Below are 18,400 nucleotides of genomic sequence, written 5' to 3'. Positions count from 1 at the left end.
CGGGCCCATGCGCATGACCCGACGCGCGCTGCTGCTGGCCGCCGCCCTCGCCGCCGTCCCGGCGCCGGGCGCGCGGGCGGCCGACGACCCGTACGACGTGCTGCGCCGCCGCTGGCTCGGCATCGCCCTGGGCGCGGGGTACGACCCGGCCGCCGAGCCGTACGCCTCCCGGCTCGCCCGACTCGGGCAGCAGGCGAGGGAGTTCCAGGCCGGGATGGTCCCCGCTCCCGGCTCGCTGTGGCCCGGGCACCCCTTCGACCCGCCCTCCGGGATCACCTTCGGCTACGGCCGCCTGTGGACCATGGCCCAGGCGTACGTCCAGGCCGGCACCGGTTCCACCGGCGATCCCGGCCTCCTCGCCGACGTGCTGCGCGGGCTCGACCACCTCTCCGCCACCGTCTACAACCCCGCCACCACCCCCTACGGCAACTGGTGGGAGTGGCAGATCGGCAGCCCCCGGCTGCTGACGGACATCACGGCCGCCCTGTACGAGCAGGCCGGCCCCGCCCGCGTGACGGCGGCCTGCGCGGCCGTCGACCACTTCGTCCCGGACGCCATGCTCACCGACTACTCGGGCACCTCCACCGGCGCCAACCGCGTCGACCTGTGCCGCTCGGTCGCCCTGCGCGGCATCCTCGGCCGGAGTCCGGAGAAGATCACCCTGGCCCGTGACGCCCTCTCGCCCGTCTTCCCCTACGTGACACGGGGCGACGGTCTCTACGTCGACGGCTCCTTCGTCCAGCACACCTGGGTCGCCTACTCCGGTACGTACGGGCAGGTCCTGCTCGACGGCCTCGGCCGGCTGTTCGCCCTGCTCGCCGGGTCCGAGTGGGAGGTCACCGACCCCGCCCGGCAGAACATCCTGGACAGCGTCGAGCACGCCTACGCGCCCCTGATCCACGACGGGCTGGTGATGGACTGCGTCAACGGCCGTGCCATCAGCCGTGGTTACCTGCGCAGTGACGATGAGCACGTCCTGCGCGGCGACCACTATCACGGGCAGGCCCTCATCGCCGCCATCGCCCTCCTCGCGGGCGGTGCGAGCGCGGCCGAGCGGGAGCGGTGGCACGGCCGGATCAAGGGCTGGATCGAACGGGACACCGTCGAGCCGGTGCTGACGTCGCCTCAGTTCGGCGTCGCCGACCTCGCGCGGCTGCACGCCATCGCCGGCTCACCCGGACCCGCCGCCCCGGAACCCCTCGGCCACCGCCTCTTCCCGGCCATGGACCGCGCCGTCCACCGCACCCCCCGCTTCACCGCCGCCCTCGCGATGGCCAGCGACCGCATCGCCCACTACGAGTGCGGCAACGGCGAGAACCCGCGCGGCTGGCACACCGGGTCCGGCATGCTCTCCTGGTGGCCCCAGGGCCGCAGCGACCAGTACACCGACTGGTACTGGCCCACCGTCGACTGGTACCGGCTGCCCGGCACCACCGTGTCCACGAAGCGGCTGTCCGACCGGGCCGGCGGCGAGTGGGGCGCCCCCAAGCCGGACGTCCGCTGGGTCGGCGGGACCACCGACGGCACGTACGCGGCGGTCGGCCAGCACCTCAAGGGCCTCGGCTCCACCCTTGAGGCCCACAAGTCCTGGTTCTTCCTCGACGACGCCGTGGTCTGCCTCGGCGCCGGGATCTCCTGCGCCGACGGCGTCCCGGTGGAGACGGTGGTGGACAGCCGCAACCTGGGCGAGGACGGCGCCCAGGGCTTCGTACGCGGACGGAACTGGGCCCACCTGGAGGAGCACGGCGGCTGGCTCCTGCCGTACGGCGGCGAGCTGCGCACCCTCCGCGAGGACCGCACCGGCGCCTGGTCCGACATCAACACCACCAGCACGGACGAGCGGCGCACCCGCCGATGGCAGACCCTCTGGCTCGACCACGGCACCGACCCCGAGGCCGCCCGCTACGTCTACGTCCTGCTGCCCGGCGCCTCCCGCGCCGAGACCGCCGCCCGGGCCGCCGACCGGCACTGGCTGTCCGTCCTCGCCAACGACGCCGGCCACCAGGCCGTCGCCGTCCCCCGGCTGGGCCTGATGGCGTGCACCTTCTGGCGGGCCGGTACGGTGGGGGACCTGACCGTCTCGGCCGGCGCGAGCGTGCTCGTCGTGCGACGGGGCCGGACGGCCACCCTCTGTGTGAGCGAGCCGCCCCGCACCGGAGCCCCGCTGGAGCTGGTCTGGGACCGGCCGGTGCGCGCGGTGACCCGGGCCGACGACGGCGTCGAGGTCCTTTCGGCTGACCGCCGTCTGAGGCTCCGTGTCACTCCGGGGATGGCATGTGCCACCCACGAATGTGAGCTGGCTCTCGGCTGACGGCTTTGTGGTCTCCCTACAACGAGACGCCCTCCTGAGCAGTCGGAATGCCTGCATGCCGCCATGGTTCTGTTCACTGGTACCAGGAAAACGGGCCGGAGACTGTACGGAGTCGACGGCTCGCTTTTCTTCGGGTCCTTCGTAAGGTCGCTACATGACCGTTTTGGAAGAGACGACGGGTGAGCCCACCGGTGAGCCGACGGACGCACGCGGACGGGTCGCCGAACTGCACGAGATCCGTGCCCGGGCCCTGGCGGGCCCGAGCGAGAAGGCGACCGAGGCGCAGCACGCCAAGGGCAAGCTGACGGCGCGGGAGCGGATCGAGCTGCTCCTCGACCCCGGGTCCTTCCAGGAGGTCGAGCAGCTGCGCCGGCACCGGGCGACCGGCTTCGGCCTGGAGGCCAAGAAGCCGTACACCGACGGTGTCATCACCGGCTGGGGCACGGTGGAGGGCCGTACGGTCTTCGTCTACGCCCACGACTTCCGGATCTTCGGCGGCGCCCTCGGCGAGGCCCACGCCACCAAGATCCACAAGATCATGGACATGGCCATCGCGGCCGGCGCCCCGCTGGTGTCGCTCAACGACGGCGCCGGTGCCCGCATCCAGGAGGGCGTCTCCGCCCTCGCCGGCTACGGCGGCATCTTCCAGCGCAACACCAAGGCGAGCGGTGTCATCCCGCAGATCTCCGTGATGCTCGGCCCGTGCGCGGGCGGCGCGGCGTACTCCCCGGCGCTGACGGACTTCGTCTTCATGGTCCGCGACACGTCCCAGATGTTCATCACGGGCCCCGACGTGGTCAAGGCCGTCACGGGCGAGGAGATCACCCAGAACGGTCTGGGCGGCGCGGACGTCCACGCCGAGACGAGCGGCGTCTGCCACTTCGCGTACGACGACGAGGAGACGTGCATCGCCGAGGTGCGGTACCTCCTGTCGCTCCTCCCGCAGAACAACCGCGAGAACCCGCCGCGGGTCGACTCCGCGGACCCGGCGGACCGCCGCGGCGACGTGCTGCTGGACCTGGTCCCGGCCGACGGCAACCGGCCCTACGACATGGCCAAGGTCATCGAGGAGATCGTCGACGACGGCGAGTACCTGGAGGTCCACGAGCGCTGGGCGCGCAACATCATCTGCGCCCTCGCCCGTCTGGACGGCCAGGTGGTCGGCATCATCGCCAACCAGCCGCAGGTCCTGGCGGGTGTGCTGGACATCGAGGCGAGCGAAAAAGCTGCGCGCTTTGTCCAGATGTGTGACGCTTTCAATATCCCGATCGTCACGTTCCTGGACGTCCCCGGGTTCCTCCCCGGTGTCGACCAGGAGCACGGCGGAATCATCCGCCACGGAGCGAAGCTGCTGTACGCGTACTGCAACGCGACCGTGCCGAGGATTTCGCTCATCCTGCGCAAGGCGTACGGAGGTGCCTACATCGTCATGGACTCCCAGTCGATCGGCGCCGACCTCACCTACGCCTGGCCGACGAACGAGATCGCCGTGATGGGCGCGGACGGCGCGGCCAACGTCATCTTCCGCCGGCAGATCGCCGACGCCCAGGACCCCGAGGCCATGCGGGCACGGATGGTCAAGGAGTACAAGTCCGAGCTGATGCACCCCTACTACGCGGCCGAGCGGGGCCTGGTCGACGACGTCATCGACCCCGCCGAGACCCGTGAGGTGCTCGTCAAGTCCCTGGCGATGCTGCACACCAAGCACGCCGACCTGCCCTCCCGCAAGCACGGCAACCCTCCGCAGTAACCCGGCGGACACCTCTTCCAGGGAGACCGAACCCATGAGCACTGCTGACATCCGCGTCGAGAAGGGCCACGCCGAGCCCGAGGAGGTCGCCGCCATCACGGCGATCCTCCTGGCCCGCGCCGCCGCCCGCCCCGAGCCCACGGCGACCCACCGCGCCCGCCCGAAGGCAGGCTGGCGCCGCCTGGAGCGCGAGCCCGGCTTCCGGGCCCCGCACAGCTGGCACTGAGCCCCGACCACGCGACCGCAGCCCCGCCCCCCTCCCGGGAGGCGGGGCTGCGGTGTGTCCGGCTCCCGGCCGCGCGTCCCGGGCCGCCGTACGGCCCGCGGGTACGGCAAAGGGGCCCTCTCCGGACGGAAAGGGCCCCTCGCGGAGGACCGCTAGCGCAGGCGGGCCATCAGGGCGTGTTCCACCAGGGTGATCAGCGCGCTCTTGGCGTCCGCGCGGTGGCGGGCGTCGGTCGTGATGATCGGGGTGTCCGGGCCGATCTGGAGGGCTTCCCGTACTTCGTCCGGGGTGTAGGGCTGCTGGCCGTCGAAGCCGTTGAGGGCGATGACGAAGGGCAGGCCCGAGTTCTCGAAGTAGTCGACCGCGGGGAAGCAGTCGGCGAGGCGGCGGGTGTCGACGAGGACGATCGCGCCGATGGCGCCGCGGACCAGGTCGTCCCACATGAACCAGAAGCGGTCCTGGCCGGGGGTGCCGAACAGGTACAGGATCAGGTCCTGGTCCAGGGTGATGCGGCCGAAGTCCATGGCCACCGTGGTGGTGGTCTTGTCCCCGGTGTGGGTGAGGTCGTCGATGCCGGCCGAAGCGGACGTCATGACGGCCTCTGTGCGCAGCGGGTTGATCTCCGAGACGGCGCCGACGAACGTGGTCTTGCCCACGCCGAAGCCGCCCGCCACCACGATCTTCGCGGAGGTGGTGGAGCGGGAAGGACCGCCGCTAGAGCTTGCGAAGTCCACTGAGCACCCTTTCGAGCAGTGTCACGTCTGGCTGGCCACCGGCGTTCTCGTCGCCGCCGGGCTGATGGATGGCGACCAGGCCCGCCTCCGCCAAGTCGGCGACGAGGATCCTGGCCACGCCGAGGGGGATCGTGAGAAGGGCCGAGATCTCGGCCACCGACTTGATCTCCCGGCAGAGGTTGCAGATCCGCTGATGCTCGGGCAACTGACCCTGCATCTGGTGCGGAGCGGCGGTGGTGTGCACCAGCGCCTCGATGGCGAGCTGGTAGCGCGGGCGGGTCCGGCCGCCGGTCATGGCGTACGGACGCACCAAGGGGTTGTTGGACGCCGAGGCCGGTGCCGGCTCGGGACGGCGCTGCGGCTGGACCGGCTGGATGCGCGGCGCCGGAGGCTGGTCGTACGGCGACGGGCCCGGACCCTGGGGGGCGTACGGCTGCCGGTGGCTGGGAGCGGAGGGGAAGCTGTACGGGTTCGCCGAGCCGTCGCCCTGGCCCTGTGCAGGGCCGTACGACCAGTTGCCCGAAGACGAACCGCCTGGGGGTGTTGCCACTTTCTCCTCCTCCGACTGCGCCGGGCACCCATTCCTGGGGAACCGCGTCCCGAAACCTTACGGCGCCGGGACGCGAATACGCACCGTCCGATTATTAGTTGAGAAGGCTTCCCTGGAGTTCCGCACGGAGATCCGGGGTGAGGACCGTGCCCGCGCGGTCCACCAGAAGGGCCATCTCGTACCCGATGAGGCCGATGTCCGCCTCCGGGTGGGCCAGGACCGCGAGCGAGGAACCGTCGGAGATGGACATGATGAAGAGGAATCCCCGCTCCATCTCCACAACCGTCTGATTCACGCTGCCTCCCTCGAAGATCCGGGAGGCGCCTGCCGTCAGAGACGTCAGACCGGAGGCGACGGCCGCGAGCTGGTCGGCGCGGTCGCGGGGGAAGCCTTCGGACATCGCCAGAAGGAGTCCGTCGGCGGAGACCACCACCGTGTGGGACACCCCCGGGGTGTTGTCCACGAAGTTGGTGATCAACCAGTTCAGGTTCTGTGCCGCCTGGCTCATCGGGCTCACACTAACGCTCCTGGTTGTAGGTGCTGTCAGGACCGAAGCCCTGGCCGTTCGTTTCACTGCCTGCGCTGCGTCCGCGCTGGACGCCCCGGCGCAGGTTGCTCAGCCTGCCCCGGACGTCCTCCGGGGCACGGGAGACCTGTGGGCCTCCCTGGGGGGTGGTTTCGGCGGAACCCTCGACCAGATTGGCCTTGGGCACCCGCCGCGGCAGGCCCGAGGCGGTGACCCCGCCTGCCTTGGGCTTCCGGAGCTGTGCGGCCTGCTGCCACCGCTCGTCGTTCGCCGAACGCCAGTCGCTCTGGCCGCCCGTCCCCGGAGCGTTCCCCGGTGCGGGAGCCGGCGCTTCCTGCTGCACACGGGCCGTGCCGTTCGCGGAGCCGGCGCCGTGGGAGCCGCTCGCGGAACCACCGCGGCGGGGCAGCCCGGCGTCGGTCAGCGCGTGTGCGGCGGGAGAGGCCGTTCCCGGACGGTCGAAGCCTACGCCGTTCCGCTCACTCGCGTCAGCGGCCTGCGAGGATTCCGTTTCCGGAGCGTACTGGGCCGGATAGCCGTTCTGGTAGCCGTCCTGCTGGGGCCAGTCGTCCTGGTAGGACGTCGTCTGGGCAGGCTCCGCATACGGGGACGCGGACTCCGGGTAGCCGCCGCCCGCGGAGAAGCCGTCGTGCTGCTGCACCTCGCCGTTCGGCGCGTAGTACTGCTCGTCGTAGGGCTGCTCGTACCGCTGCTCGTACGACGCGTGCTGCGGCTGCTCCTCGTACGTCCTGTGCTGCGGCTGCTCCTCGTACGCCGGAGCGTCGTACGACTGCTGCTGTTCCTGGTACGCCTGCTGCTGCCCGGTGAACGGGTCCGTGTACCCGGCGGGGGCCTCGGCGGCCTCCTGCCGCGGCTCGGCGGGCTGCTGGCCGTGGTTCTGGGCCTCCAGGGCGGCCCGGCGCTCCTCGCGCATCAGCGAGCGGCCCACGGGGTCCAGGTCGCGGATGTCGTCGGGGACCTGCGGGTACTGGCTGTCGTCGAAGCCCAGTTCGGCGGCCGTGCGCATCGGCTGCTGCTGGCCGAAGCTCTCACCCTGGAACTGCTGCTCCGGGATGATCTGCGAGACGGTGAACTCCTCGCGGTCCAGCGGGGCCTCGCCGCCGCCGCCGTGCGTGATCGCGTCCGGCAGCATGACCAGGGACGTCGTGCCGGCCTGCTCGCCCGAGGGGCGCAGCTGGACCCGGATGCCGTGCCGGTCGGACAGCCGGCCGACCACGAACAGGCCCATGCGCTGCGAGATCGCGGCGTCCACGGTCGGCGGGTTGGCCAGCTTGTGGTTGATGTCGGCGAAGTCCTCGGCGGTCAGACCGATGCCCTTGTCGTGGATCTCGACCATCACGCGGCCGTCCGGGAGACGGGTCGCGGTGACGCGGACCTTGGTCTGCGGGGAGGAGAACGTGGTGGCGTTCTCCAGCAGCTCGGCCAGCAGGTGCACGAGGTCGGTGACCGCGCGGCCGTGGATCTCGGCCTCCGGGACGCCCGACAGCTCGATGCGCTCGTACTGCTCCACCTCGGAGGAGGCGGCGCGCAGCACGTCGATGAGCGGCACGGGCTGATCCCAGCGGCGGCCGGGCTCCTCGCCCGCGAGGACCAGGAGGTTCTCGCCGTTGCGGCGCATACGGGTGGCCAGGTGGTCCAGCTTGAAGAGGTTCTCCAGCTGGTCCGGGTCGGCCTCGTTGTTCTCCAGGTCGGTGATGAGGGTCAGCTGGCCCTCGATCAGGGACTGGTTGCGGCGCGAGAGGTTGGTGAAGATCGCGTTGATGTTGCCCCGCAGCAGGGCCTGCTCGGAGGCGAGCCGGACCGCCTCGCGGTGGACCTGGTCGAAGGCGCGGGCGACCTCGCCGATCTCGTCCTTGGTGGTGATCGGGATCGGCGCGACCCGGGTGTCGACCCGGCCGGGGTCGGTGCGGGAGAGCTGGTCGACCAGCATCGGCAGCCGCTGCTCGGCGATGCCGAAGGCGGCGTTGCGCAGCTGGCGCATCGAGCGGCTCATCTGGCGCGCCACCGCACCGGCCAGGATGAAGGCCAGCAGCAGCGCGATCACGACGACGGCACCGGTGATGAACGCCGAGGTCTTGGCGTCGTCGGCGATGGCCGAGGCCTCGTTCACCGCCTTGTCGGCCATGTCCGACTCGATCTGGCGGTACGCCTTGTACTTCAGCGTGTTGACCGCCCACCAGTTGTCGGCGGTGATACCGCTCGCGGCCAGCTGGTCGCGGGTGGCGGTGCTGGTGTCCTTCATGGTGGCGACCGCGGTCACGATCCGGGTCGGGTCGGACGGCGGGGCGACGTACTGCGGGTTGCTCGCCTTGGCCTTCTGCACCATGCCGGCGGCGTCCGTCTTGATCTTCTGTTCCGCGTCGCTCAGCTTCTGCGCGTCGGCCTCGGTGCCACCGCCGAGGTACTCCTCCCGGGCGATGCGCTCCAGGTAGGCGTACGAGGACAGGGAGACCCGCTGGGTCGCGAGGTTCGGGGCGTCCGGGCCGGGCTTGACCAGCAGGTGGGTGCCGATCGAACGCTCCAGCGACAGTGCCGCCTTGGTCAGCGAGATGGCGTAGACGGTACGGCCGTAGGAGGTGATGTTGCCGGTGCCCAGACCGAGTTCGTTGGCGAACTCCATCAGGGGGTGGCTGACCTCGACGTAGCCCTCTTCGGTCTGTACGCCGGTCACCTTGGAGGTGAAGGCGACCTGCCGCAGCTGCGCCAGCTTGGGCTCGGCCTCGCGGAACAGCTTCAGCCGGCGCTGCAGGCCCGACGTGGCGGGCATGCTCTTCGTCGCCTCGTCGAAGGCGTCGGCGGCCTGGTCCGTGGCCTTGCGGGCGTTGTCGACGACCGCCTTGCTGGCGGCGTCCTTCTTGTTCAGCAGCAGCGGTGCCGCGGTGACGTCGCGCTCGCTCTCCAGGGCGTCGGCGTAGCCGAGGGCGGCGCGCACGAGACGGGCGGTGTTCTCCGCGTCACGGGCCTGCTGCCAGGTGTCGATCGAGCTCTTCACCTGGAAGCCGCCCATGACGAGGCCGACGGCCACGGGTATGAGCAGGATCGCGTTCAGCCGGGTCGGCACGCGCCAGTTCCGCGGGGAGAGACGACCGCCGCTGGGCGCGGGAGTGGCCGCCGGTTCCGCAGCGGGAACGGGGGCGGGCGCCGCAGCGCGCGGCGGCGGGGTGAAGTTGCCCCGCGCCGACGGCTCGGAACCGTTCTTGCTTCGCCTCACTCGACCAACAACCTCTCGGCGGTCGGCACCTACGTCGTGCCGCAGTCTCTCAGAGCCCGGTTCGCCATCGAGCACCAGTACGTACTCGGTACGTACTCAGTACGTCTTCGACCATTGGGCAGTTCAGGCATTCCAGCACGTGGACCAGTGCACTTCCAAACAGTGGGAACCCGGTGACGGAGCGGTTGTAAGCGCCAGATAAAACGGTCATAAAGAGCGAGCCCCGCCAAAAGGCGGGGCGTTCGTGCGCGCAGCGGCACCACACGACCGCGTCGCGTGGTGATGCCGGGCGATTCCTCTGCCGAACTGTTATGAACACCGGAGCCGACCGTGTCAAAGGCCACAGTCGGCTCCGAACCCTTTACGGCAACTGCCGTACGGACCGTCGTACTTGAGTGCTACTTCAGCCGCGCCATCAGGGCGTGTTCCACCAGGGTGATCAGCGCGCTCTTGGCGTCCGCGCGGTGGCGGGCGTCGGTCGTGATGATCGGGGTGTCCGGGCCGATCTGGAGGGCTTCCCGTACTTCGTCCGGGGTGTAGGGCTGCTGGCCGTCGAAGCCGTTGAGGGCGATGACGAAGGGCAGGCCCGAGTTCTCGAAGTAGTCGACCGCGGGGAAGCAGTCGGCGAGGCGGCGGGTGTCGACGAGGACGACGGCACCGATGGCGCCGCGGACCAGGTCGTCCCACATGAACCAGAAGCGGTCCTGGCCGGGGGTGCCGAACAGGTACAGGATCAGGTCCTGGTCCAGGGTGATGCGGCCGAAGTCCATGGCCACCGTGGTGGTGGTCTTGTCCCCGGTGTGGGTGAGGTCGTCGATGCCGGCCGAAGCGGACGTCATGACGGCCTCTGTGCGCAGCGGGTTGATCTCCGAGACGGCGCCGACGAACGTGGTCTTGCCCACGCCGAAGCCGCCCGCCACCACGATCTTCGCGGAGGTGGTGGCCCGGCCCCCGTCAGAGCTTGCGAAGTCCACTGAGCACCCTTTCGAGCAGCGTCACGTCCGGAGCGCCGCCGTTGTTCTCGTCCCCACCCGGCTGATGGATGGCGACCAGGCCGGCCTCGGCGAGGTCGGCCACCAGGATCCGGGCCACACCGAGCGGCATGGCAAGCAGCGCGGAGACCTCCGCGACCGACTTGACCTCGCGGCACAGGTGGCAGATGCGCTGGTGCTCCGGGAGCAGCCCCATGAGCGCTGCCGGGTCGGCCGTGGTGCTGATCAGCGCCTCGATGGCGAGCTGGTAGCGAGGCCTGGTCCGGCCGCCGGTCATGGCGTACGGCCTCACCAGCGGCTGGTCGCCCTCGTCCCCGTACGGCTCCGCGTACGGATCATGATGGGCGGTGGGCGGGGTCATGAATCCTCCGGGCGGGACAGCAAGTCGGTCAGTCAAGCCGTCTGAAGGGGCCGGTGGGGGGATTGTGGCGGCCGGACGGTGTTTTCGTGAGGTGGGTGGTGCCGGGAGCGGTCAGTGAAGCAGACTTCCCTGGAGTTCGGCGCGCAGATCCGGGGTGAGGACCGCCCCTGCGCGGTCGACGAGCAGTGCCATCTCGTAGCCGACGAGACCGATGTCCGCCTCGGGATGGGCCAGGACCGCGAGGGACGACCCGTCCGAGATGGACATCAGGAAGAGGAACCCGCGTTCCATCTCGACGACCGTCTGTGCCACGGTGCCGCCCTCGAAGATCCGGGACGCCCCGGCCGTCAGCGAGGTCAGACCGGACGCGACGGCCGCGAGCTGGTCGGCGCGGTCCCGCGGGAAGCCTTCGGACATCGCCAGCAGAAGGCCGTCGGCGGAGACCACCACGGTGTGGGACACCCCAGGGGTGTTGTCCACGAAGTTGGTGATCAACCAGTTCAGGTTCTGTGCCGCCTGGCTCATCGGACTCAACTAACGCTCCTGCTGGTGAGTGGGGCTCGGGAAGCTGCCGGTCTGGCCGCTGCCGGCCTGACGGCCCTGAGCGATGCCCCGACGGAGATTGGTCAGCCGTCCGCGCACGTCGTCAGGCGCGCGCGAGACCTGCGGACCGCTTTGGTGCTGTTGCTGCTGTGCCGTGCCCGGCACGAGGTTCGCCCGGGGCACGCGGCGCGGCAGGCCGGAGGTGGTGACCCCGCCGGCCGCGGGCTGACGGACGCGTTCGGCCTGCCGGACGAGTTCGTCGTTCGGCGAGGTACGCCAGGAGCCGTTGGCACTGGCGTTGGCGTTGGCGCCGCCGTTGTTGCCGGCGGGCGCCGGACGCTGCGCAGCGGGCGCCTGCGGCTGCCGCTGCGCGGGCGCGTTCTCCTGCTGCTGACCGTGGAACCAGTTGGTCTCCAGCGTGTCGTACAGCGGGGTACGGCCGTCACCCGGACCGCTGGCCGGCGGCAGCGCCCATCCGTCACCCGGCGCCTGGGCGGCGCCCCGGTTGCCGGGCTCCTGCTGGACCGGACGCTGCTGCGGGGCCGGCGGACGGGAGGCGCCGAAGTCGGCGCGGGCCGGCTGCGGGCGCTCGAACTGACCGGTGTGACCGGGGTTCTGGCGGCCGGGCAGAGCGTGCTGCCCGGTGGACCCTCCGTCGTAGCCGGTGTCGTACCCCTGCGGGGACGGCTGGACCGGGAACTGACCGGTGTGCCGGGCGCCGTCGTCCTGCCGCCCGGGGGCCGGCGTGCCGAACACGTCGGAGCGGACGTACGAGCCGTTGCCCTGCTGGTCGCCACCGTCGAAACGGCCCTGCTGCCGGCCGTCGTCGGGAAGCCCGAACTGGCCGGTGTCCTGGGGGCTGTCGGGGCGCGCGAACTGGCCGGTCTGCTGGAGGTTGTCGGGCCGCGCGAACTGGCCGGTCTGCTGGAAGCTGTCGGGGCGCGCGAACTGGCCCGTGTTCTGGGCGCCTTCCGGACGCCCGAACTGGCCGCCCTGCTGGGCGGAGTCCGGACGGGCGAACTGGCCCGTGTGCGAGCCGCCGTTCAGCTCGGCGCGCGGGAACTCACCGGTCGCGGCCGGTCCCTGGGCGTCGATCCGCGGCATCTCCGCTGTCGAGCCCGGGCCCTGCCGGTCGTCCACGCGCGGCATGTGCGCGGTCCGCGCCGGGTCCTGCTCGTCGTGGCCGCGCGGGGTGTCCAGCGAGGCACGCGACAGCGGGGCCTGGGCGTCGCTCCAGTCCGGCGTGCGGGACTGCGGGTCACCGCCGGGCAGTTCGGCCCGCGGGCCGCCGCGCGGCGGGAGCTGGGGCTGGCGGCCCTGGTCGGGGGCGCCGCCGGACCGCTTGCGGCCGCGACCGCCGAAGACGTCCTGCTGCGGTCCGCCCGGGTTCGCGGCCTGCAGGCCCTGCGGGGCGCCCGGCGCCTGACCGCCGAAGCCGCCCGCACCGGCACCGGCCGGCGCCGGCCGGCCGCCCTGGGGACCGCGGGCGCCGGGGGCGCCGGGACGGCCGCCCTGGCCCGTGCCGGGCAGCGCGGCCCGGGGACCCTGGGCGGAGCCGACCTGGCCACGCGAGCCCGGACCGGCACCGAGCAGACCGCCACCGCCCGGGGCGCCGCCGTTGCCGGCGGTCTGCCGCCGGGCCGCGGCCGCACCGGCGGCGGCCTGCGCGGCGGCGGGACCACCGGTCGACACGGGGGCACCGGGCTTGCCCGGAGCGGGCTTCTTGCCGCCCTGCGCGACGTCCACGGGCAGCATGACCAGCGCGGTCGTACCACCGGAGTCGGACGGGCGGAGCTGGATGCGGATGCCGTGCCGCTGGGACAGCCGGCCGACCACGAACAGACCCATGCGGCGGGAGACGGAGACGTCCACGGTGGGCGGCGACGCGAGCCGCTCGTTGATCGCCGCGAGGTCCTCGGGGGAGAGGCCGATACCGGTGTCGTGGATCTCGATCAGCACGCGGCCGTCGGGCAGCGCGTGACCGGTGACCTTGACCTTCGTCTGCGGCGAGGAGAACGAGGTCGCGTTCTCCAGCAGCTCGGCGAGCAGGTGCACGAGGTCGTTGACGACGCGGCCGGCCACCTCGGTGGTGGGTACGGCGGCCAGCTCGATGCGCTCGTACTGCTCCACCTCGGACGCGGCGGCGCGGAGCACGTCGACCAGCGGGACCGGGCGGGTCCAGCGACGGCCGGGCTCCTCACCCGCGAGGACGAGGAGGTTCTCACCGTTACGGCGCATGCGCGTCGCGAGGTGGTCGAGCTTGAAGAGCGAGGACAGCTGGTCCGGGTCGGCCTCGCGGGACTCCAGTTCGGAGATGAGCGAGAGCTGGCGCTGGATCAGGCCCTGGGAGCGGCGCGAGAGGTTGGTGAACATCGCGTTGACGTTGCCCCGCAGCAGGGCCTGCTCGGCGGCGAGGCGGACCGCCTCGCGGTGCACGTCGTCGAAGGCCGCGGCCACCTGGCCGATCTCGTCCCGGGAGTGCACACCGACCGACTCGACCGAGGTGTCGACGTCCTGCGGGTCCGACTCCGACAGCTGCTTGACCAGCTCGGGCAGGCGGTCCTGGGCGACCTTGGTCGCGGTCTCCTGGAGCCGGCGCAGCGAGCGGATCATGGACCGGGCGACGACGAAGGCGCCGACCAGCGAGACACCGAGGACGAGCAGGATCAGCGCACCGGAGATGATCGCGTCGCGCTGGGTGGCGCTCTTGAGCTCGCGCGCCTTCTGCTCCATCTCCTCCAGGAGCGTGCGCTCGATCTTCTTCATCTGCTCGATCTTGGTCGAGCTGTCGTCCACCCAGTCCTTGTAGGACCGCGCCGGGAGCTGCTGGAGGCCGTCGGGGGACTCGAAGGAGCGCTTGGCGTAGGTGTCGGCGGACTCGATCGTCGGGTTGCCCTCGTCGATCGGCTTGAGCAGTTCCTCGGCGTTCTGGCTGGCGTAGATCTTCCGGAAGATCGCCAGCTCGGAGCCCTCGCTCTCGTAGGCCGACTGGCCGTAGAGGCGGTCGTTCTCGGTGAGGTCGCCCTTGGTGTTGGTGGTCGCCGGCAGCGCGGCGGCGATCATCGCGCGCTGCACTGAGGCGTACTCCTTGGCGGTGGAGAAGGCCGCCAGGGCGCGGGTGCGCGAGATCATCTCCGGGTTGCTGGACGCCTCGGCCATGTCCTGGGAGAGGCCGATCAGCTGGGTGATCAGCCGGTGGTAGGACTCGACGGTCTGCGTCGCGTTGTCCTTGGACGCGTAGGCCGACTTGCGGATCTTGGCGAGGTCGTCCAGCTGGTTGGCGAGGCCGACCAGCGCGTCGCGGACGCCTTGGAGGTTGCCGTCCTTGCTGGCCGCGTCGATCTGCTCGGAGGAGTCGAGGAAGTTCTCGCGGGCCCGGTCGGTCTTCTGCTGGTAGGCCTTGATCTGGTAGTCGTTCGCCTTCAGACCGCCGTGCGACAGGGGACCGGCGGACTGGTCGCGCTCCTCCTGGAGCGCGTGGGCCAGCTCGGTGGCCTGCTTGGTCATCTCCGTCAGCAGCTTCATGTTGTCGAGCTGCTGGATGTCCTCGACGGACTGGTCGATGCGCAGCGCGCCGAGCGAGGTGGCCGCGACCACCGGCAGCGCGAGCAGCGACACCAGGCGGGTGGAGATGCGCCAGTTGCGCAGGGCGAGCCGCGAACCGGTGCCGGTCGGGCCCTGCGCGGGCTTCACCGGCGGCGCCGGGTCGCCCGAGGGCGTCGCGGTCGCGGAGGCCGACGAGGCCGGCGCGCCCGGACGCCCGCCGCGCTCACCGCCGTCCGCGGCCTGGCCCGGGCCCGGGTTCTGGGCGTGCTGGGGCGAGGAGCTGACGGCCCTGGGGCCAGTCCCGCCGTGCGGCTCCGGCTCCGCCGAAGCGCTGCCATCCCTCTTGAAACGTCCCTGCACTAGCGTCGCAACCTCTGGACCAGGCGCCCCTCCGCGCGAACGGAGGGACACGGTGTCGGCGTTGTGGAGAGCGCCCTGAATACGCCCCCCGGTGGTCTTGAGTGACCGGCGCTGGTTCCCCCCTGTTCCGCCGCCGCTCGGCGCTGTGTGCGCCCCCTGCGCCGGTTCATCCCGCGGCGGTCCGTGGAATTCCAGCACAGTGCAGGATCTCCAACAAGGGCAGTGAGCCGAGCTGTGACCTCCGTGACGGCCAGTGAGTGCCGGGTTACCAGCAGTGGAACCGGATCTTGGGCATAAAGGGCGTACCCATGCGAGTCGCCGCGCGGCGCCCTCTGTCCCAGTCGCCATGATCAGGAGCGGAATGATGGCTTCAGTGGGCCAATGTCCGTTTCTCCAGGGCGGGTTGCCGGTCGGAATTGACCGGTTTGCCCGCGAGTTCGTGAGCAAACTCACACACGGCTCGTAGGGAGTTGGCGCCTTCGTCGGGGAATCGGATGTTTAGCCTGACGCTTTACAAGAGGGACGACTCTGCCAACCACCCGACCAGAGGGCACAGGACGACAACGGTGAAGACGACGATGATGTTCCGCAAGATCGCCAACCCGCGGCGCACGACGCTGGCGCACCTGAAGGACACCGGCGAACTCCACACGCCCGAGCTGCCGGAGCACTCCGTCGACCTGCCCGCCCAGACCGCCAACCCCCGGCGCACCGTCCTGATGGAGGTCCCGGCCGGCGCGGGCGCCCCGGCCGGCGAGTGACCGACGGCTCCGCCGGGCGCGGCCGGGAGGACCACGACGGTCCCTTCCGGCCGCGTCCGCTTGTACGGCCCGTCGCGCCCGCCGCGGCGGCCACGGCCCCGCCCGCCCCGGTGACCCGCCTCTGACCTGCGGTGATGCCCCCGGAAGCGAACAACTTCGCATAGCTCCGATAACCTGGGGCGTCAGTACGCCGGTTCTCAGTGAGGGGCGCAAGACTCCCGTGCGCATCGCCAGGTTCTCCATCGACGGGAACGTCGCCTTCGGCGCGGTCGAGGGCGACAAGCAGGACGAACTCGTCCTCGACATCATCAAGGGCATCCCGTTCGCGGACTTCGAGCTGTCCGGGACGAAGGTGCCGCTGAGCAAGGTCAGGCTGCTCCCGCCGGTGCTCCCCAACAAGGTCGTGGCGTTCGGCCGCAACTACGCCGAGCACGCGCGCGAACTGGGCAACGAGGTGCCCGAGGCGCCCTTCGCCTTCTTCAAGCCGTCCACCTCGGTGATCGGCCCCGGCGACGACATCCAGTACCCCTCGTTCTCGCGGGAACTGCACCACGAGGCCGAGCTGGCCGTCGTCATCGGCCGCCTGTGCCGCGAGGTCCCGCGCGACCGCGTCAAGGACGTGGTCTTCGGCTACACCTGCGCCAACGACGTCACCGCCCGCGACGTGCAGAAGCGCGAGAAGCAGTGGGCCCGGGCCAAGGGCTTCGACACCTCCTGCCCGCTCGGCCCCTGGGTGGAGACCGGCCTCACGGTCGACGCCGCGAACGACCTCACCGTCCAGCTCACGGTCAACGGCGAACAACGCCAGCTCGGCCGCACGAGCGAGATGATCCACCCCATCGAGGACCTGATCGTCAACATCTCCGAGGCCATGACGCTGCTCCCCGGCGACGTGATCCTCACCGGCACCCCCGCGGGGGTCGGCCCCCTGAGCGTCGGCGACGAGGTCGCCGTCACCATCGAAGGCATCGGCACTCTCACCAACAAGGTTGTCAAGCGTGGCTAGCGCACCCGGCTCCGTACGCGTCCGTTTCTGCCCCTCGCCCACCGGTAACCCCCACGTGGGCCTGGTCCGCACCGCCCTGTTCAACTGGGCGTTCGCCCGGCACCACCAGGGCACCCTGGTCTTCCGCATCGAGGACACCGACGCGGCCCGCGACTCGGAGGAGTCGTACAACCAGCTGCTCGACGCGATGCGCTGGCTCGGCTTCGACTGGGACGAGGGTCCCGGGGTCGGCGGCCCGCACGCGCCGTACCGCCAGTCGCAGCGCATGGACATCTACGCCGACGTCGCGCGCAAGCTGCTGGACGGCGGCCACGCCTACCACTGCTACTGCTCCCAGGAGGAGCTGGACAGCCGCCGCGAGGCCGCCCGCGCCGCCGGCCGGCCCTCCGGCTACGACGGCCACTGCCGCGACCTGAGCGCCGGGCAGGTCGAGGAGTACAAGGCCCAGGGCCGCACCCCGATCGTCCGCTTCCGCATGCCCGACGAGACGATCACCTTCACCGACCTGGTCCGCGGCGAGCTGACCTTCACCCCGGAGAACGTGCCCGACTACGGCATCGTCCGCGCGAACGGCGCCCCGCTGTACACGCTGGTGAACCCGGTCGACGACGCGCTGATGGAGATCACCCACGTCCTGCGCGGCGAGGACCTGCTCTCCTCCACCCCGCGCCAGATCGCGCTGTACAAGGCGCTGATCGAGCTGGGCATCGCGCGGCAGATCCCGCAGTTCGGCCACCTGCCGTACGTGATGGGCGAGGGCAACAAGAAGCTCTCCAAGCGCGACCCGCAGTCGTCCCTCAACCTCTACCGCGACCGCGGCTTCCTGCCCGAGGGCCTGCTCAACTACCTCTCCCTGCTGGGCTGGTCGCTCTCCGCGGACCAGGACATCTTCACGATCGAGGAGATGGTCCGGGCCTTCGACATCGCCGACGTGAACCCCAACCCGGCGCGCTTCGACCTGAAGAAGTGCGAGGCGATCAACGCCGACCACATCCGCATGCTGGACGTGAAGGAGTTCACCGAGCGCTGCCGCCCCTGGCTGAAGGCGCCGTTCGCGCCCTGGGCGCCGGAGGACTTCGACGAGGCCAAGTGGCAGGCGATCGCCCCGCACGCCCAGACCCGCCTGAAGGTCCTGTCCGAGATCACCGACAACGTCGACTTCCTGTTCCTGCCGGAGCCGGTCTTCGACGAGGCCTCGTGGACCAAGGCGATGAAGGAGGGCTCCGACGCCCTGCTGCGCACCGCCCGCGAGAAGCTCCAGGCGGCGGACTGGACCTCGGCCGAGTCGCTCAAGGAGGCCGTCCTGGCCGCCGGCGAGGCGCACGGCCTCAAGCTCGGCAAGGCCCAGGCCCCGGTCCGGGTGGCCGTCACCGGCCGCACCGTCGGCCTGCCGCTCTTCGAGTCCCTGGAGATCCTGGGCAAGGAGAAGACCCTGGCCCGCATCGACGCGGCGCTGGCCAGGCTGACGGCGTAGGCGAGAGCGTCCCGGGGGGCGGTGGCCG

At 71.1% G+C, this 18,400-nt stretch carries 14 protein-coding genes; 6 read left to right on the top strand and 8 right to left on the bottom strand.

What is annotated here, in order from left to right:
• Positions 1 to 7: 7 nt before the first annotated feature.
• From LG395_RS29505 to LG395_RS29495, 3 genes are all read left to right on the top strand, one after another.
• Complete coding sequence (locus LG395_RS29505; RefSeq protein ID WP_225811787.1) at positions 8 to 2,311, top strand: polysaccharide lyase 8 family protein; 2,304 nt, start codon at positions 8 to 10, stop codon at positions 2,309 to 2,311.
• A gap of 154 nt (positions 2,312 to 2,465) precedes the next feature.
• Positions 2,466 to 4,061 carry an acyl-CoA carboxylase subunit beta gene (locus tag LG395_RS29500; RefSeq protein WP_171152513.1) on the top strand — a complete coding sequence of 532 codons (1,596 nt, stop codon included), beginning with the start codon at positions 2,466 to 2,468 and terminating at the stop codon, positions 4,059 to 4,061.
• Positions 4,062 to 4,095: 34 nt separating this feature from the next.
• A complete protein-coding gene (locus LG395_RS29495) occupies positions 4,096 to 4,287 on the top strand; it encodes an acyl-CoA carboxylase subunit epsilon (protein WP_171152512.1) in 192 nt (63 codons plus the stop codon).
• A 152-nt stretch (positions 4,288 to 4,439) separates the two neighbouring features.
• Here the strand turns inward: LG395_RS29495 and LG395_RS29490 are convergent, their stop codons facing one another.
• The 8 genes from LG395_RS29490 to LG395_RS29455 form a co-directional block, all read right to left on the bottom strand.
• On the bottom strand, positions 4,440 to 5,021 hold the full coding sequence (locus LG395_RS29490) for a GTP-binding protein (RefSeq protein WP_014675207.1): 582 nt from the start codon (positions 5,019 to 5,021) through the stop codon (positions 4,440 to 4,442).
• On the bottom strand, positions 5,002 to 5,571 hold the full coding sequence (locus LG395_RS29485) for a DUF742 domain-containing protein (RefSeq protein WP_171152510.1): 570 nt from the start codon (positions 5,569 to 5,571) through the stop codon (positions 5,002 to 5,004). Before LG395_RS29485 ends, LG395_RS29490 begins: the two co-directional genes overlap by 20 nt.
• Before the next feature lie 94 nt (positions 5,572 to 5,665).
• The gene (locus LG395_RS29480) at positions 5,666 to 6,079 is read right to left on the bottom strand and encodes a roadblock/LC7 domain-containing protein (protein WP_004983065.1); all 414 of its coding nucleotides are present in this window, start codon (positions 6,077 to 6,079) and stop codon (positions 5,666 to 5,668) included.
• A gap of 10 nt (positions 6,080 to 6,089) precedes the next feature.
• Positions 6,090 to 9,329: a sensor histidine kinase gene (locus tag LG395_RS29475; protein WP_225811786.1), complete on the bottom strand. Its 3,240-nt coding sequence runs from the start codon at positions 9,327 to 9,329 to the stop codon at positions 6,090 to 6,092.
• Between the two features lie 398 nt (positions 9,330 to 9,727).
• A complete protein-coding gene (locus tag LG395_RS29470; protein WP_014675211.1) occupies positions 9,728 to 10,303 on the bottom strand; it encodes a GTP-binding protein in 576 nt (191 codons plus the stop codon).
• On the bottom strand, positions 10,284 to 10,682 hold the full coding sequence (locus tag LG395_RS29465; RefSeq protein ID WP_009190816.1) for a DUF742 domain-containing protein: 399 nt from the start codon (positions 10,680 to 10,682) through the stop codon (positions 10,284 to 10,286). Before LG395_RS29465 ends, LG395_RS29470 begins: the two co-directional genes overlap by 20 nt.
• Positions 10,683 to 10,793: 111 nt before the next feature.
• The gene (locus LG395_RS29460) at positions 10,794 to 11,207 is read right to left on the bottom strand and encodes a roadblock/LC7 domain-containing protein (RefSeq protein ID WP_014675212.1); all 414 of its coding nucleotides are present in this window, start codon (positions 11,205 to 11,207) and stop codon (positions 10,794 to 10,796) included.
• A 9-nt stretch (positions 11,208 to 11,216) separates the two neighbouring features.
• Positions 11,217 to 15,131: a sensor histidine kinase gene (locus LG395_RS29455; protein ID WP_225811785.1), complete on the bottom strand. Its 3,915-nt coding sequence runs from the start codon at positions 15,129 to 15,131 to the stop codon at positions 11,217 to 11,219.
• A gap of 566 nt (positions 15,132 to 15,697) precedes the next feature.
• Between LG395_RS29455 and LG395_RS29450 the strand changes: the two genes are divergently transcribed.
• The 3 genes from LG395_RS29450 (at position 15,698) to gltX (ending at position 18,372) form a co-directional block, all read left to right on the top strand.
• The gene (locus LG395_RS29450) at positions 15,698 to 15,892 is read left to right on the top strand and encodes a hypothetical protein (RefSeq protein WP_171152504.1); all 195 of its coding nucleotides are present in this window, start codon (positions 15,698 to 15,700) and stop codon (positions 15,890 to 15,892) included.
• Positions 15,893 to 16,112: 220 nt separating this feature from the next.
• Complete coding sequence (locus LG395_RS29445) at positions 16,113 to 16,898, top strand: fumarylacetoacetate hydrolase family protein (RefSeq protein WP_171152502.1); 786 nt, start codon at positions 16,113 to 16,115, stop codon at positions 16,896 to 16,898.
• A complete protein-coding gene (gltX, locus tag LG395_RS29440) occupies positions 16,891 to 18,372 on the top strand; it encodes a glutamate--tRNA ligase (RefSeq protein ID WP_171152501.1) in 1,482 nt (493 codons plus the stop codon). The genes LG395_RS29445 and gltX overlap by 8 nt, the downstream gene beginning before the upstream one ends.
• Positions 18,373 to 18,400 lie beyond the last annotated feature (28 nt).

Source organism: Streptomyces spinosus (genome assembly GCF_020400655.1).
Taxonomy (GTDB): Bacteria; Actinomycetota; Actinomycetes; order Streptomycetales; family Streptomycetaceae; genus Streptomyces; species Streptomyces argyrophylli.
The sequence above is the reverse complement of the archived record's forward strand: the minus strand, read 5'-3'. Positions and strand labels throughout refer to the sequence as shown.

Coding starts and splice junctions, on each gene's coding strand:
- LG395_RS29460 (WP_014675212.1), bottom strand. CDS start 11,207: ATGAGCCAGGCGGCACAGAACCTGAACTGGTTGATCACCAACTTCGTG.
- LG395_RS29480 (WP_004983065.1), bottom strand. CDS start 6,079: ATGAGCCAGGCGGCACAGAACCTGAACTGGTTGATCACCAACTTCGTG.
- LG395_RS29505 (WP_225811787.1), top strand. CDS start 8: ATGCGCATGACCCGACGCGCGCTGCTGCTGGCCGCCGCCCTCGCCGCC.
- LG395_RS29465 (WP_009190816.1), bottom strand. CDS start 10,682: ATGACCCCGCCCACCGCCCATCATGATCCGTACGCGGAGCCGTACGGG.
- LG395_RS29500 (WP_171152513.1), top strand. CDS start 2,466: ATGACCGTTTTGGAAGAGACGACGGGTGAGCCCACCGGTGAGCCGACG.
- LG395_RS29495 (WP_171152512.1), top strand. CDS start 4,096: ATGAGCACTGCTGACATCCGCGTCGAGAAGGGCCACGCCGAGCCCGAG.